This window comes from Acinetobacter chinensis (genome assembly GCF_002165375.2).
In the GTDB taxonomy this organism is placed as follows: domain Bacteria; phylum Pseudomonadota; class Gammaproteobacteria; order Pseudomonadales; family Moraxellaceae; genus Acinetobacter; species Acinetobacter chinensis.
Genome location: NZ_CP032134.1, coordinates 1,389,061 through 1,404,257 on the forward strand (window position 1 = coordinate 1,389,061; position 15,197 = coordinate 1,404,257).

At 43.7% G+C, this 15,197-nt stretch carries 16 protein-coding genes; 8 read left to right on the forward strand and 8 right to left on the reverse strand.

The genetic code is table 11. The features are described from left to right. Positions 1-243 precede the first annotated feature (243 nt). From yiaA to CDG60_RS07365, 3 genes are all read right to left on the reverse strand, one after another. A complete protein-coding gene (gene yiaA / locus CDG60_RS07355; protein ID WP_087511451.1) occupies positions 244-711 on the reverse strand; it encodes an inner membrane protein YiaA in 468 nt (155 codons plus the stop codon). Between the two features lie 144 nt (positions 712-855). Next, a complete protein-coding gene (locus CDG60_RS07360; RefSeq protein ID WP_087511453.1) occupies positions 856-1,860 on the reverse strand; it encodes an LLM class flavin-dependent oxidoreductase in 1,005 nt (334 codons plus the stop codon). A 135-nt stretch (positions 1,861-1,995) separates the two neighbouring features. Further along, a complete protein-coding gene (locus tag CDG60_RS07365; protein ID WP_087511456.1) occupies positions 1,996-2,517 on the reverse strand; it encodes a YMGG-like glycine zipper-containing protein in 522 nt (173 codons plus the stop codon). Positions 2,518-2,590: 73 nt separating this feature from the next. Here CDG60_RS07365 and CDG60_RS18150 point away from each other — a divergent pair, with 73 nt between their 5' ends. Next, the gene (locus CDG60_RS18150; RefSeq protein ID WP_160116996.1) at positions 2,591-2,746 is read left to right on the forward strand and encodes a hypothetical protein; all 156 of its coding nucleotides are present in this window, start codon (positions 2,591-2,593) and stop codon (positions 2,744-2,746) included. Between the two features lie 86 nt (positions 2,747-2,832). On the opposite strand, the gene CDG60_RS07370 is transcribed toward CDG60_RS18150, so the two are convergent. Further along, complete coding sequence (locus CDG60_RS07370) at positions 2,833-3,261, reverse strand: glycine zipper domain-containing protein (RefSeq protein ID WP_087511458.1); 429 nt, start codon at positions 3,259-3,261, stop codon at positions 2,833-2,835. Positions 3,262-3,628: 367 nt separating this feature from the next. On the opposite strand from CDG60_RS07370, the gene prfA reads away from it, so the two are divergent. Both prfA and prmC read left to right on the forward strand, forming a co-directional pair. After that, positions 3,629-4,717, forward strand: a complete 1,089-nt coding sequence (prfA, locus tag CDG60_RS07380; protein WP_087511462.1) for a peptide chain release factor 1 — start codon at positions 3,629-3,631, stop codon at positions 4,715-4,717. Next, a complete protein-coding gene (gene prmC / locus CDG60_RS07385; protein ID WP_087511464.1) occupies positions 4,717-5,574 on the forward strand; it encodes a peptide chain release factor N(5)-glutamine methyltransferase in 858 nt (285 codons plus the stop codon). Before prfA ends, prmC begins: the two co-directional genes overlap by 1 nt. A 47-nt stretch (positions 5,575-5,621) precedes the next feature. On the opposite strand, the gene CDG60_RS07390 is transcribed toward prmC, so the two are convergent. Both CDG60_RS07390 and CDG60_RS07395 read right to left on the reverse strand, forming a co-directional pair. Further along, positions 5,622-5,975, reverse strand: coding sequence for a hypothetical protein (locus tag CDG60_RS07390; RefSeq protein WP_087511466.1), 354 nt, complete (start codon positions 5,973-5,975; stop codon positions 5,622-5,624). Positions 5,976-6,187: 212 nt separating this feature from the next. Continuing rightward, complete coding sequence (locus CDG60_RS07395; protein ID WP_118868736.1) at positions 6,188-7,207, reverse strand: AraC family transcriptional regulator; 1,020 nt, start codon at positions 7,205-7,207, stop codon at positions 6,188-6,190. A gap of 144 nt (positions 7,208-7,351) precedes the next feature. Here CDG60_RS07395 and CDG60_RS07400 point away from each other — a divergent pair, with 144 nt between their 5' ends. The 3 genes from CDG60_RS07400 to CDG60_RS07410 all read left to right on the forward strand — a co-directional run bounded on the left by CDG60_RS07400 (position 7,352) and on the right by CDG60_RS07410 (position 11,651). Beyond that, positions 7,352-8,122: a 3-hydroxyacyl-CoA dehydrogenase gene (locus CDG60_RS07400; RefSeq protein WP_087511468.1), complete on the forward strand. Its 771-nt coding sequence runs from the start codon at positions 7,352-7,354 to the stop codon at positions 8,120-8,122. Positions 8,123-8,258: 136 nt separating this feature from the next. Then, complete coding sequence (locus CDG60_RS07405) at positions 8,259-9,395, forward strand: acyl-CoA dehydrogenase family protein (protein WP_087511470.1); 1,137 nt, start codon at positions 8,259-8,261, stop codon at positions 9,393-9,395. Positions 9,396-9,998: 603 nt separating this feature from the next. Beyond that, positions 9,999-11,651: an AMP-binding protein gene (locus CDG60_RS07410; protein ID WP_087511472.1), complete on the forward strand. Its 1,653-nt coding sequence runs from the start codon at positions 9,999-10,001 to the stop codon at positions 11,649-11,651. Between the two features lie 135 nt (positions 11,652-11,786). On the opposite strand, the gene CDG60_RS07415 is transcribed toward CDG60_RS07410, so the two are convergent. Both CDG60_RS07415 and CDG60_RS07420 read right to left on the reverse strand, forming a co-directional pair. Further along, the gene (locus CDG60_RS07415) at positions 11,787-12,467 is read right to left on the reverse strand and encodes a DUF3761 domain-containing protein (protein WP_087511474.1); all 681 of its coding nucleotides are present in this window, start codon (positions 12,465-12,467) and stop codon (positions 11,787-11,789) included. Between the two features lie 53 nt (positions 12,468-12,520). Continuing rightward, positions 12,521-12,811, reverse strand: coding sequence for a hypothetical protein (locus tag CDG60_RS07420; protein WP_087511476.1), 291 nt, complete (start codon positions 12,809-12,811; stop codon positions 12,521-12,523). 267 nt (positions 12,812-13,078) lie between these two features. On the opposite strand from CDG60_RS07420, the gene CDG60_RS07425 reads away from it, so the two are divergent. Next, positions 13,079-13,807 carry a HesA/MoeB/ThiF family protein gene (locus CDG60_RS07425; RefSeq protein WP_087511711.1) on the forward strand — a complete coding sequence of 243 codons (729 nt, stop codon included), beginning with the start codon at positions 13,079-13,081 and terminating at the stop codon, positions 13,805-13,807. 57 nt (positions 13,808-13,864) lie between these two features. Next, the gene (locus CDG60_RS07430) at positions 13,865-15,157 is read left to right on the forward strand and encodes an ABC1 kinase family protein (protein WP_087511478.1); all 1,293 of its coding nucleotides are present in this window, start codon (positions 13,865-13,867) and stop codon (positions 15,155-15,157) included. The last annotated feature ends 40 nt before the right edge of the window (positions 15,158-15,197 follow it).

The window sequence follows — 15,197 nt, forward strand, 5'->3', positions numbered from 1 at the left end:
TTGTGACTTGCTGGAATGCTCAAACTAAAATGATGTATTTTGTCAATTTATTAATTAGCTGATTTATAAAGTGAAAAATAAAGAGGTGTTGAAAATAACTTTAGTCCCAATATCAGTTCAGGACAAAATTTATCACAGAGATACAGCAGATTATTCACACTGAAAAAAGGTGTGCAGAATTTATGGTTAACTGACGGATTAACCATAAATATAATGCAGCAGCGATGCTTTTACAGGATTGTATCAGGATTGATTATCATCAAACGGTTCACTGGAAATAGCAGGCATAGGATCATTGCTGGAGACATGGTGCTTTCTTAAATAGTCCATATCACGGATATTTTTCTGTACAGCAACAGCACCAAACAGACTTAATAGAAAGGCCATGATATAGAAGCCTTTTTCACTTAAATCCAGGGATGCGTTCCATAGTCCGATGCTCAGCAAAACCAGACAGATGACTACAGAAGCCCAGCAAAGACCAAAGTAGATTGGCGTAACGTGAACCCCTTCAATTTTATCCCGAACCACTTTCTGTAATGAAACAGCGGAAAACAGGCCGTAAAGAATCAGGATCAGATAGTAACCTTTTTCATTCAGTGCCATCTGAGCATTAAACAGACCGACACAGTAAGCTGCTGCTCCAGCAAGTAAAGCGACCCAGCTGGCAGCAATAAAAGCAGGGGTCGGCTTATTCATTAAATGATTCATTATTTGCCTTTGTTCTTTTAAATTCGATTTCTGTATTTTCCATTATGCATGTTCAGAACAGGATGGCAATTTGAATCAATATACAGTGGTTAATAATGAAAAAGCCGCAGTATTTAATTGCGGCTTTTGAACAGGTTGTATAGCTTAGTCAGACTGTTTGATATCCATCAATAAGCTGAAATTTTCAAGGCGCTTATCTGTGTCATAAATATCACAGGTAAAGATGAATTCATCAACATCATAGTTCAACAGTATTTTATTCAGTCCCTGTTTAACGGTTTCAGGAGAGCCGATCTGTGCCATTGCAAGGAAATTCTGCACCGCAATTTTTTCTGAAGCTGTCCATCGTCCATCCATACCATCTACAGGCGGTTTCAGTTTCAGACTCTGACCTGTCAGCAGAGCCTGAATACGTTGATAAACACTGGTTGCGAGGTATTCAGCTTCTTCATCTGTCTGAGCGACCACAGTCGGTACGCCCATGGAGACATAAGGTCTGTCCAGGTATTCAGAGGGCTGGAAGTTTTCACGGTACAGCTGAATTGCCTGTCCAAGCATACGTGGGGCAAAGTGTGAAGCAAATGAATAAGGCAGTCCCAGTCGTGCTGCAAGCTGCGCACTGAACAGGCTTGAGCCGAGTAACCACACAGGGATATGTGTACCTTGACCAGGGGTTGCACTGATACGCTGACCAGGCTGTCTGTCTCCAAAATACTGAAGAATTTCCAGAACATCCTGAGGGAACTGATCTTCGGTTTCCTGACGGCCACGTCTTAAAGCCCGCATGGTGACAGGATCGGTGCCAGGTGCCCGACCTAATCCGAGTTCCAGACGTCCAGGATAAAGTGTTTCCAGTGTACCGAACTGTTCAGCGACAACCAGTGGCGCATGATTGGGGAGCATGATACCGCCAGAACCCAGGCGGATTTTTTGGGTATTTGCCAGTAAATAGCCCAGCAGGACAGCGGTTGCAGAACTGGCAATACCATCCATGTTATGGTGTTCAGCCAGCCATAGGCGTTCATAACCCAGTTTTTCTGCATGCTGGGTGAGTTCCAGCGCATGTTGAAGGGAGAAGTTTACATCCTGATCTTCACGTACAGGCGCCAGTTCAAGAATGGAAAAACTTATATCCTGAAGATTACGCATTAAAATTCTCTACAATCTATATATCGAAATAATACGATATATTAAATCAGTTGTATATCGAATAATTTCGATATTTGTATACAGACGTAAAAAAAGCACCCGAAGGTGCTTAAAGGGATGAATCAGAAATATGGATTAATCATTCCAGCGGTTTTTCTTATACTGACCATAATGATTGCCATTGTTATGACGGTAGTTACGGTTGTTATAGCGGTAATTGTTGTTACGGTAGCCATAGCGGTTGTCGTAACGGTCATATCGGTCATAACGTTCGTCATCATAACGGCGGTCATCGCTGACCTGGCGTCCGAGGACTGAACCACCTGCACCACCAACAGCAGCACCAATATAACCACCATTGCTGCCAGCCATATTACGACCTACAGTATAACCACCGGCACTGCCCAGGGCTGCACCAATCGCTGCGCCATTACGGTCACGTTTGCTGGCAGATGCTGCTGCGCCACCTGCGCCACCAATTGCAGATCCAATCATGGCACCTGTAGAACCACCCATTTGCTGACCGATGGCTGCACCGACAACACCACCCAGTGCTGAAGTAATCGCTACGCGGGTATCACTGTTTGCCTGAACATTTGCAACGCCTAATACTGATGTAGTGATCAGGGCAGTCATGAGTAAATTACGGTATTTCATATCAAACTCCTTTTTGAAGTTTCTTTGATTTATCTGTCTTAGGGTTAATGTACTGCATGACTGCGATTTAAATATGGATATGGCTGTTGCTGTATTGTTTAATGATCTGCCATTTTTCTTCATGATTATGCATGGCTCAGTGGCTGAAAATGTTACCGTTGCTGAGTCAGTTCTGTTAAAGACAGCAGGGCATCTGAGTGAATCAGTAAAACCGTTCTGTTTTTATTGAGAAATAAACCGGTGATGGATCAGCTTTGATCTGGAAATAAAAAAGCACCTTAAAAGGTGCTTTTTATCACTGAATATCTGATCAGTTCAGTGGCGATGACGACGGTGTTTTTTCCATTTACGTTCCTGAGAACGGTCATAGTCTTTATCTTTGGAAATCTTATTTCCCAGTGCTGCACCACCAGCTGCACCTAGTGCGGAACCGATATAACCACCATTGGTTCCGCCCATGCTTTTACCTACGGTATAGCCAGCTCCACCACCTAATGCACCACCAATGGCAGATTCGGTACGGTTGCGTTTGTTACTTGCAACTGCTGTACCACCTGCGCCACCTAAAGCTGCACCAACGGTTGCACCAGTAGTTCCCCCCATGTTTTTACCAACAGCAGTACCGACTACGCTGCCTAAAGCACTTGCCGCTGCAACACGGGTTGTACTGTCTGCATGTGTGCTGACGGCCATCATGGATGATGCCGCAAGCACTGCACTGAACAGAACTGTATTAAGTTTCATAATGATTCTCCATGTCGCCAAAAAACTGGGACTGTTATATATCAGTTTCGTTGAGGCAAATGTAACAAAAATGTTGCGGCTAAATATGGAGAGATTTCTGCTTAATTTATTGTTTATGTGTCTGCTTTGTACGGTATTTAATAATACTGTGTACAAAAGAGCTGCTTTGGCTAAAGCATGAACTGAATTGTGAAGAGAAAGTGGGGAAAGCAGAATTTTAAAAGTGGGTAAGACAGGGCGTCTGTAGCGTATGGCTCCGTGGCTGATGAAGAATAATGATGTCAATTAAATGCTTAAAACGGTAAACTACAGGCAATTTTTTGAGTCAGTCCCGTTGGCTGACCATGTATTAGAGATATTTTGTAAAATGAAAGAATCGTTACGTTTACGATTGGATCAACTTTCTGACCGTCACGAAGAATTAAATGCACTTCTGGCTGATGTTGAAGTCATTTCTGATAATAAGCGTTTCCGTCAGTTGTCACGTGAGCATAGCGACCTGTCCGAAATTACAGAAGTATGGACAAAGTACAGACAGGCTGAAGAAGACATTGAAACTGCTGAAGCCATGTTGACAGATCCTGACTTTAAGGAAATGGCTCAGGAAGAAATCAAGGACAATAAAGCACTGATTGAGCAGCTTGAAGAACGTCTGAACATTCTCATGATTCCTAAAGATCCGAATGATGGAAATTCGGCTTATCTGGAAATCCGTGCAGGAACAGGTGGTGACGAAGCCGCGATTTTCTCAGGTGATCTGTTCCGTATGTACAGCAAATACGCAGAGACACAGGGCTGGCGTGTAGAAATCCTTTCTGAAAATGAAGGGGAACATGGCGGTTATAAGGAAATTATCTGTCTGGTCAGTGGTGAAGCTGTTTATGGACGCCTGAAATTTGAAAGTGGTGCGCATCGTGTACAGCGTGTGCCAGCAACTGAGTCACAGGGGCGGGTACATACTTCTGCCTGTACAGTGGCAATTCTTCCTGAAATAGATGTAGACACCACAGTGGATATCAACCCTGCAGATTTACGCATTGATACTTACCGTGCATCAGGTGCTGGTGGTCAGCACATTAACAAAACTGATTCGGCTGTACGTATTACCCACTTACCGACAGGAACAGTGGTGGAATGTCAGGATGAACGCTCGCAGCACAAAAACAAAGCCAAAGCGATGGCTTTACTGGTTTCAAGACTGGAAAATGCCAAACGTGCAGCAGCTGATGCAGCCACTTCTGAAATGCGCCGTGATCTGGTGGGTTCAGGCGACCGTTCTGAACGTATCCGTACCTATAACTACCCGCAGGGGCGTATGACAGATCACCGTATCAATCTGACTTTATATAAACTGGATGCGGTGATGGAAGGTGATCTGACGGAACTGCTGGACAGTCTGCAACGTGAATATCAGGCAGATCAGCTGGCGATGCTTGCTCAGCAGAATGGTGGCTGATGAATATTGCACAGGCGCTTTGTATACGCGGTGAAGCTGACAGCTATGAACGCCAGGAAACCAACTGGTTACTCGAACACCTTTTAAAACTGAGTGCGCTGGAACTGCGTTTTCAGAGTGAAAAAGAGCTGTCAGTCGAACAGGAACAGGCTTTTCTGGCAGGACTGGCACAGCTTGAAAAAGGTGAACCGCTTGCTTATGTAACCGGCTCACAGCCTTTCTGGACGCTTGATCTGAAAGTGACCCGTGATACACTGGTGCCAAGACCGGATACTGAAGTACTGGTGGAACAGTGTCTGAATCTTGAATTGCCGGAACAGGCATCTGTAATAGATCTGGGGACTGGAACAGGTGCCATTGCATTGTCTCTGAGCAGTGAAAGACCATTGTGGCAGGTGACAGCAACCGATATATATTTGCCGACTTTGCAGGTTGCTCAGGAAAATGCAGCAAAATATGAACTGTCCAGAGTGAAATTTGCTTGTGGTGCCTGGTTCAGTGCGCTTCAGCAGGATTTTGCAGATCAGCGCTTTGACCTGATTGTATCCAATCCGCCATATATAGATGCAGATGATGAACATATGCCTGCACTTGTATCTGAGCCTGAGCGTGCTTTAGTCGCTGCGGGTAAAGGACTGTCTGATATTGAAATTATTATTTATCAGGGACGGGACTGGCTGAATCCAAATGGATGGATCGCACTTGAGCATGGTTATGATCAGGGACAGGCAGTCCGTGATATTTTTCTGAATGCAGGTTTCTGTGAAATTCAGACCATTCAGGACTATGGCGGCAATGACCGTGTCACACTGGCTCAGTGGATGGATGTTGCTCTGGAACAGGGTGAAAACTGGTAATCCAGATGTAAAAAAAGCGATCATGTCATGATCGCTTTTTTTGTGAATTAAACTGGATAATCTTCCAGTAAATCTGAGACTTCCAGCTGGTGGAGAACATCTGTTTCCAGTGCCAGGCAAAGTGTAATGATACGGGTTGTATCTTCAAGATACATCTCATCTTTCAGTGAAGTGGCAGACAGTAAAGTCTGAACACGTTCTGGGTTGATATCCAGTGCATCTGCAATACTGACAGCATCCTGCTGGTTGAAAAAATGGGACACGGCCTTGTGTAGATCTGCATCTTCAGCATTGTTGATGCTTTGAGTCAACAGTTCAGTAAACTGTTCGGGCTGGGTTGAAACAGAACTGGAAAAATGTTGTACCAGACGGGGTCCGAATACATCAATCATCTTAAGCATGTCATTACCTATAAGGTGATTCAGGAGAGGGTGCTGTAACTGCAGGAGCAAAAATGCTCATAAATTGATTGAAAAGTAACCTTTTTTATAATGAATGGCAAATGGATTCAGATGTAATGCAGGCGCAGCATCAGTCATGATTTGTAAAATATCTTATTATTGTGATTTAAATCATGGAGCTATGACATAAATGTCTAAAATGACTGAGTCGTTCAGCTTTCACTCTTGTTCCGATAAATGCCAGGGCTGACCCCCGTCCATTTTTTAAAAGCGCGATGGAAAGCACTTGGGTCCTGAAAATTCAGCTCATCACTGATTTCCTGCAGTGACTGATCTGTTCGGGTCAGCAGTTCAATGGCTGTATCTCTGCGGATTTCATTTTTAAGCTGCTGATAACTGCTGCCTTCATTTTTCAGGCGACGCTGTATGGTTGCTTCAGAAATGTTCAGATACTGTGGCAGTTCACTCAGTTCATGCCATTCGGAAGGATGGCGGTTGATCAGATGTTTACGGATGATGGAGCTGAGTGCGAAAGGATTTTTGAAACGGACAAGCAGATTGTGAGGTGTCTGACGAATAAACTGACGCCATGAGCTTTCATCCTGTTTAATGGTAGTTTTTAACCATGTGGCATCAAACTGAATGTAATTACGCTCAGACAGATAACTGATTTTCTCACAGAAGCGTACTTTATAGTCGGTATCATCTGCTGGAGGTGCGCATTTCAGTTCAATGTGGTTAATCGGCACACGCTGACCGGTCAGCCAGCACATCAGACCATGAATCAGCATCAGGTATGTGGCATAGCAGAACATGCCTTTGGGTTGTTGATCATGTATGACGATATAACTGTAGTTTTCTTCAGAAAAAAGATTGCTCTGAAAATCGTCCAGCACAACATTCATGAACTGTAAAATCTGAATTAAAGCGGTTTCCATGTTTTCTGCATGCATCACCATTCTGGATAACAGCTTGTAGCTGCCCCGGCGCATGGCATGTGTATCCATACCAAAAAATTCATCATTCATACTGTTGGCGATTTCAATCCACAGCTGCGCATAGGCTTCAACTGAAACACGGGCAAGGGGAGAATGCAGGATTTCTTCTGCAATACCTGCTTTGTGCAGAATATCCGTAATACTGAAGCCTTTGAGCTGTGCAGGTTTCAGGGCTTCATGCACCAGCGCAATGGAAATGGTTCCTTTACTGTATTGCAGCAGTTGATTATTCACATCTTAATCCATTAATTTGTGGAAGACGGTCATTGTCCAAATACATCATTAAAAATGCAATATTTGGAAATTGTACTTGAGCAGGACTGCAATTACTCTGCATCTTAAGTCGGATGTCCTATATATAACGAACAGGAAAATAAAATGAATATTAAAGGAAAAGTTATCGTTGTCACTGGTGGAGCTTCGGGTCTCGGTGCTGCTACCGCCACGCATTTTGTGGGGCAGGGCGCGAAAGTCATTATGGTGGATATGAACCAGCAGATGGGTGAAGAACTTCAGAAAATACTGGGGGAGCATTCTGAATTTGTTCAGCTGGATGTGACTGATGAAGCAGCTGTACAGGCATTTTTTGAACAGGTTGAAGCAAAATACGGTCAGCTGAATGGGTTGGTGAACTGTGCAGGTATCGGTCCTTCAGCAAAAGTGCTGGGTAAGGATGGTATTCATGAACTGGCGCTGTTTCAGAAAGTTTTAAATATTAATGTGACCGGTACATTTAATATGCTGCGCTTTGCATCCAGTGTGATTGCAAAATATGAGCTGAAAGCAGGCGAAGAAGAACGTGGGGTTATTGTCAATACTGCTTCTGTGGCTGCATTTGATGGTCAGATCGGACAGACTGCTTATTCTGCCTCTAAAGGTGCAGTGGTGGCGATGACCTTACCTCTGGCACGGGAACTTGCACGTGAAAAAATCCGTGTGATGACTGTTGCGCCAGGCATTATGGAAACGCCTATGCTTAAAGCACTGCCTGAAAAAGTTCAGGATGCACTGGGAGCGATGGTACCGTTTCCTCCACGCCTTGCAAAACCTGAAGAATTTGCGCATCTGGTGGGGCATATTTTTGAAAATGCGTATTTAAATGGTGAAACCATCCGTCTGGATGGCGCAATCCGTATGCAGCCAAAATAATCAGGCTGTCTGATCAGACTTTTATTCCACAAATATACAGTTTTAACTTCTTTCAGAGCCTGTAAACAGGTTCTGAGGGGAAGTCATATCATTCAGTCAACCTGACATCCTGCAACTGAATAAAAAAGGAACTTTTATGATTTTAAATGAAGAACAGAAAATGGTTCAGGACATGCTGCGGAATTATTCGCAAAGCAGGCTTAAGCCTACAGCTTCTGAGCGTGATAAAACTTCACGCTTCCCTGCCCAGGAACTCAAAGAGCTTGGCGAACTGGGAGCACTGGGCATGACCGTTGCTGCGGAATGGGGCGGTGCAGGACTGGATTATGTGTCACTTGTGGCAGCTATAGAGGAAATTGCTGCGGGCGATGGAGCCATTTCCACCATTGTCAGTGTTCAGAATTCTCTGCCATGTGGAATTATTCAGAAATATGGATCGGAACAGCAAAAACAGAAATATCTGGGCCTGCTGGCAACGGGAGAATGGCTGGGCTGTTTCTGTCTGACTGAGCCGCAGGCAGGATCTGATGCAGGCGCACTTCTGTGCCGTGCAGAAAAAGATGGTAATGAATGGGTACTGAACGGAACCAAGCAGTTCATTACATCAGGACAGAATGCACAGCTTGCAATTGTATTTGCAGTGACGGACAGATCGGCTGGGAAAAAAGGAATTTCCTGTTTTCTTGTACCAACAGACACAGAAGGCTATGTGGTTTCACGTATTGAGGACAAAATGGGTCAGCACTGTTCTGATACTGCGACCATCGTTTTTGATCAGTGCAGAATACCCGTAGAAAACCTGCTAGGAACAGAGGGTGCAGGATATAAAATTGCACTGGCAAATCTGGAGTCCGGCAGAATAGGTATTGCAACGCAGTGCGTAGGCATGGCTAGGGCCGCACTCGATGCCGCCGTGGAATATGCCAGAGAAAGAAAGGCTTTTGGTGTTGAACTGGTACAGCATCAGGCTGTTGCATTCCGCCTTGCAGATATGGCGACTCAGATTGAGGCTGCCCGACAGCTGATTTACCATGCTGCTGAACTGAAAGACGCAGGATTGCCATGTCTGAAAGAAGCCTCCATGGCAAAACTGTTTGCCTCTGAAATTGCAGAAAAAGTCTGTTCAGATGCCATTCAGATTCATGGTGGTTATGGTTATGTATCCGACTTTCCTGTGGAGCGTATTTACAGGGATGTGCGGGTCAGTCAGATTTATGAGGGCGCATCTGATATTCAGCGTCTGGTGATTGCCCGTGAAGTCATTCATGGATAAATCGGACTGATTTTCCATAGATCATGCTCTAAGACAGCTATGTGTATCAGTTAAGCTGACAACTGGCAGTTTCTTTTATTTCTGAAAAATACAAATGGTACTGCACAGGGAAATCATCTTGTGCAGTACCATTTTTTTTTGAAAAGTCGAAAATTATAAAACGACACAGGAAATAAAAATTGCAGACGGTATTTTGCCTGAACGGTTATACACGAAACTTCAACATATTAAAAAACCAGCTCGGGTTAAATGGTGTCTGTCTGATCATGTCCCGAATATAACTGATCCCTAAGGCGTGAATGGCAAGTAGTCAGCCAAAAAGATTGAATCTAGTGGTTCTAGGCATGATTTTATTTTTCAAACAAACTAAAAGTAATAAACATACTATGGGTAAGTATGGTGTTTAAAAAGGCTGATGGATTTATACCCAAAAAAAGCAGTACAGCTGAGGTTTTTGGAAATTGTCGATCGCAGATATTCATGGTTATCTAAAGCAACAGAAAAATGAACATTGCATACAGTGAATGTTCCGGAACAACAACAAAGTGAAAAATGGACAGACAGAACAGTGACGTTTTGTACAAGGGATAGGAGTTCATCGTGATGAAGACACTGGAACAGGCACACCAGGATTTTAATCTTGAGCAGTTGATTGAAGAACAGTTAAGCGGTTCACCTCAGGCAATCAATGCCTATGTGGAATGTTGCGGACGTTATACAGGGCAGGACAGAACAGCACTGATCTGGGAAGGAAAAAACGGAGAGTTTCAGCAGTGGAGTTTTGATCAGCTTGCTGCGGCATCCGCTCAGATGGCTCATTATTTACAGTCCATAGGCATCAAAAAGGGTGACTGCATTGCAGGTTTACTGCCAAGAACTCCTGAGCTGCTGATTACGATTCTGGCAACATGGCGAATCGGTGCGGTTTATCAGCCACTGTTTACAGCATTTGAATCCAAAGCGATTGAGCACCGTGTGCAGACAGCGGCTACGCAACTGATCGTGACCTGTGAAGAACAGAGACCGAAACTGAACAGTATTGCTGTTCCTCATATATTGACGGTTCATTCAGCGCAGAATGCTGAAAAAAAGGATAATGACTTCTGGACTGAACTGGAAAAATATCAGACGGAATTTGAACCTGTCATGCTGACTTTTGAAGATGATTTCCTGATGATGTTTACTTCAGGAACCACAGGTCTTGCAAAATCGGTACAGGTTCCTTTAAAGGCGATACTGGCATTTAAGGAATATATGCGTCACGCTGTGGATCTGCGTGACAATGATTCATTCTGGAATCTTGCTGATCCAGGCTGGGCTTATGGTCTATATTACGGAATCACAGGACCACTTGGACTTGGGCACAGCATTATCATGAATGAATGCGCCTTCAGTGTGGACAATGCAGTACATCTGATTAAAAAATATAAGGTCAGTAATCTGACAGGTTCTCCGACAGCATTCCGTATGTTTTTTGGCTTTAAAGAAAAGTTTGATGAATCCATTAAAGAACATTTACGTGCGGTCAGCAGTGCAGGTGAACCATTAACCCCTGAAGTGATTCACTGGTTCAATCATGATCTGAATGTCAATATTTTTGATCAGTATGGACAGACTGAACTTGGTATGGTGATTGGTAATCATCATGCACTTGAGCATCCGATTAAAGTCGGTTCGGCTGGGTTTGCAAATCCAGGTCACCGTTTTGCTGTTCTGGATCAGAATCATCAGGAACTGGAAAAGGGTGGAATTGGAACACTGGCGATTGATTTTTCAGAATCACCGCTGACCTGGTTTAAAGGTTATGGTGGTGGTAACCGTAAGTCATTTGCTGGAAAGTATTATCTGACAGGGGATACAGTCAGATTAAATGAACATGGAGGTGTGGATTTTGTAGGGCGTGCTGACGATGTCATTACAACATCCGGATATCGGATCGGACCATTTGATGTGGAAAGTACTTTGCTTGAATGTGAAGAAGTACTTGAGTCTGCGGTTATCGGGAAACCGGATGCTGAACGCACAGAACTGGTGAAAGCCTTTGTGGTACTCAAGCCACAGTATCAGCCATCTGCCTCTGAAGCCTTAATGCAGAAACTCCAGGACTATGTGCGTTCACGTCTTTCAAAGCATGCCTATCCAAGAGAGATCGAATTTGTTGAGAGTCTGCCAAAAACCTCAAGCGGTAAAATTCAGCGTAATCTTCTGAAACAGCAGGAGATCGCCAAAGCACAGGAAACTGAAAAAGTAAACTGAACTGTTTCTGATAGATTTAAACGTTTATGCTCTTGCACCCGAAAGGGTGCTTTTTTTTTGCATTTTTAATACTGAATATCGAGCCTGAGCTTGGTTGTCTGAGCAGAAGTTGTGAGCTGTTGTTGTCATTACATTTTAGAAGTTAAAACGCAGACCCGCTTTATAAGTCAGACCTTCAGCATCCCCGAAAGTATCATTATAGTATGCTACACCACCATGCCAGTAGCATGTGCCATTTCCTGTGCTGTTACTTGGACTGCCATCGTTACAGACACTTTCAGATGTTGTATCCCATAACCATTTATATCCGACACCACCATAAACTGACAGTTCAGGTGTAAGGGAAAGCCCGACTTCAAGCCCTACAGGCAAAGACATAAAGTTGACGGTATTGTACATTTCAGGTGTTTCTGCCCATGCATATCCCACCCCGACCTGTCCAAGTACATACAGTCCCAGATAGTTGATGAAATTGATCTGTGCGCCCATGATAAATTCGTAATAATCGGCATCAAATTCGGTATTTTTCAGCGCTTCAAACTTTCCATAAAAACCGGTCAGATGTGGGTTAATTGAAACAGCCAGGGCAACACCATCCAGATCAATTTTAGAGCGGTCATCCAGAGTGGCTTCAAAATTTGAATATTCCGCAGATACTGAAAGTCCTAAGCCAGGAGTCTGTCTGCCTGGAAGTGACACAGCAGGAGTTGCTGAATAACTGGATTGAGCCGAAAGTGGCACAGGATTCAGTGGTTGATTTGCCATAGTGCTACTGGACAGTGCCAGTAAAGAAAATGGAATAAGAAATTTATGCATTGGATCCCCTGAATAAAATGGCATGTTTATTTTGAATAAAGTTAAATATGGATTTAAAGATTAATACGGTCTATCTGAAACACTTTGCTGTAGCAGATATAGACACGATATTCCTGTAAATCAATCCGATAGTTATATTCACGGGCAGAGCAGGACTGGTTATTTCTGTTGATATGAACTGAGTGCCTGATGGAGGTTTTTCCAGCTTTTTTCAGTAATGATGATTCGGAATCTCCAATACTGATAATACTGCCATTGATCCGCATGGAGTTGACTTCAACCGCCTGTACCGATGTATTGATCATGATTGTTATGAATGAAAGTAAAAATAATTTTCCCCACATAAAAAACCTGTAAATTTTTGTTTTATATATTTTAAATGAGCAAGATGACTGCACTCAAGTTTTAAATGACAGATTTCAGTGTCAGTCCGATGTTTAAACTTAATTTTGATGAAAAAGATGCAAAGGCAGTGTAAAACAGGAAAATTTGCCAGGATTCAATGAACTGATGTTGAGTTTTTTACTATAATCGATGCAAATGTAAAACTGGATGCAGGAACGCAATTGAGTATACCGTCTGATGCAGATTTTGAACTGAGTGATGATGAAATGCATCTGTATAGCCGACAGATTCTGCTGGATGGCTGGGATATTGATGCACAGGAAAAACTTAAACTGGCAAATGTCCTGATAGTCGGCTGTGGTGGTATCGGTTGTACAGCAGCAGAATTACTGGCTCGGGCAGGTGTCGGCAAAATTACGCTGCTCGATGCAGATACAGTTGAAATCAGTAATTTACAGAGACAGACCGCTTTCAGTTATGAGCATGTCGGGTTTTACAAAGCGGAAAAACTCGCAGAAAAACTCAGACAGATCAATCCTTATATTCAGGTGGAAAGCCATAGCTGCCATCTGACTGAGCAAAACGCTGATCAGTTTGTTGAAAGACAGGATCTGGTGCTGGATGGGTGTGATAATTTTAGTACCCGTTACCTGGTTAACCGTATCTGTAACCGATATGCAGTTCCTTTGATCAGTGCTTCGGCTATCGGTTTTCAGGGGCAGTTACTGATGGTGGATGCTACAACTGCGTGTTATGAATGCCTGTTTCCTAAAGAAGCCCATGACAATGAAGGATTCAGATGTGCAGATTCGGGAGTTCTTGCAACAACACCAAATGTCATGGCAACTCTTCAGGCACATCATGCCTTACTGTATCTGGGACTGGGCAAAACACCGCTCAGACAGAAACTGTTGTTATGGGATGGGCTGAATATGAAACAGCGCATTCTTTCCTTTGAAAAAGATGAGGCTTGCAGCTGTTGTCAGGCAGGATAATGCCTCTGAGCAGCTTTTTTTGCTAAACTTGTGAAAATTTTAAGATACAACGATATTATGAAAAACAATATTTGGCTGGACGGCTTGCGGTCGGTTGCCCGTGTTGGGGAAACGGCAGTCATTGCTGCAAAAGCAGGTATTAAATATGCCACAGAGAAACCCAGCAACGCAAAACTGATGCGTGAGACTTTTGAGTCCCTGGGATCTACCTATATCAAACTTGGGCAGTTTATTGCCAGCACGCCATCCCTGTTTCCTCGCGAATATGTAGAAGAATTTCAGGGATGCCTGGATCAGACGCCAACTTTGCCTTTCAGCTATGTGCAGGGTGTGCTGGCTTCTGAGTTTGCAGGGCGTGATCTGGGTGAAATTTTTGCATCCATTGATGAAAAGCCACTGGCTTCAGCTTCTATTGCTCAGGTTCATGCAGCCCGACTGGTCACAGGTGAAGATGTGGTGATCAAAGTGCAGAAACCAGGGGTGGAAACGATTCTCTACACTGACCTGAATGTTCTGCACTGGGCAACAAAACTGCTGGAACGTGCTGTTCCTAAAGTTAAATTTGCATCACTTGCCGATATTGTGGAAGAAATCAAAACGCGTATGGTGCGTGAAGTGGATTTCATTGAGGAAGCACAGAATCTGGATGATTTTGTGAATTATCTGAATGTTTCTCAGAATACAGCAGCAACTGCGCCAAAGGTTTATCACCAGCATTCAACCCGCCGTGTACTGACCATGCAGCGTCTGTATGGTGTACCACTGACAGATTTTGAAGTGGTCAAAAAAGTGTCTAAAGATCCGTCTCAGGTTCTGATTACAGCAATGAACACATGGTTTGGCAGCTTAATGCTCTGTAAATCATTTCACGCTGATCTGCATGCCGGCAACCTGATGCTGCTTGAAGATGGTCGTGTTGGATTTATTGATTTTGGAATTGTTGGACAGCTGAAACCTGAGGTATGGCAGGCATGTATGGCATTTATGGATGCTTTACAGCGGACTGATTATACAGCTATGGCTGAAAATATGCTGCACATGGGGGCAACCAGTCAGAAGATTGATACCAAAGTTCTGGCAGAAGATCTGGAAAGGCTGTTCAGTGGAGTGCTGATGGCTGATCCTCAGCAAATTCTGTCTTCAAACCCAGCTGATCTGAATGACATCATGATGGATATGGTGGGTGTTGGTGAGCGTCATGGTATCCGTTTCCCGCGTGACTTTGCTTTACTGTTTAAACAGATGCTTTATTTCGACCGTTTTATGCGCATTCTGGCACCATATACAGATATCTATGCAGACCAGCGTTTACAGATGGTACAGAACAGTCTTCCTGGGCTGAAGCATTAAGTCATTCCGTATTTATATATAATGATCAGCAGGGTTATCC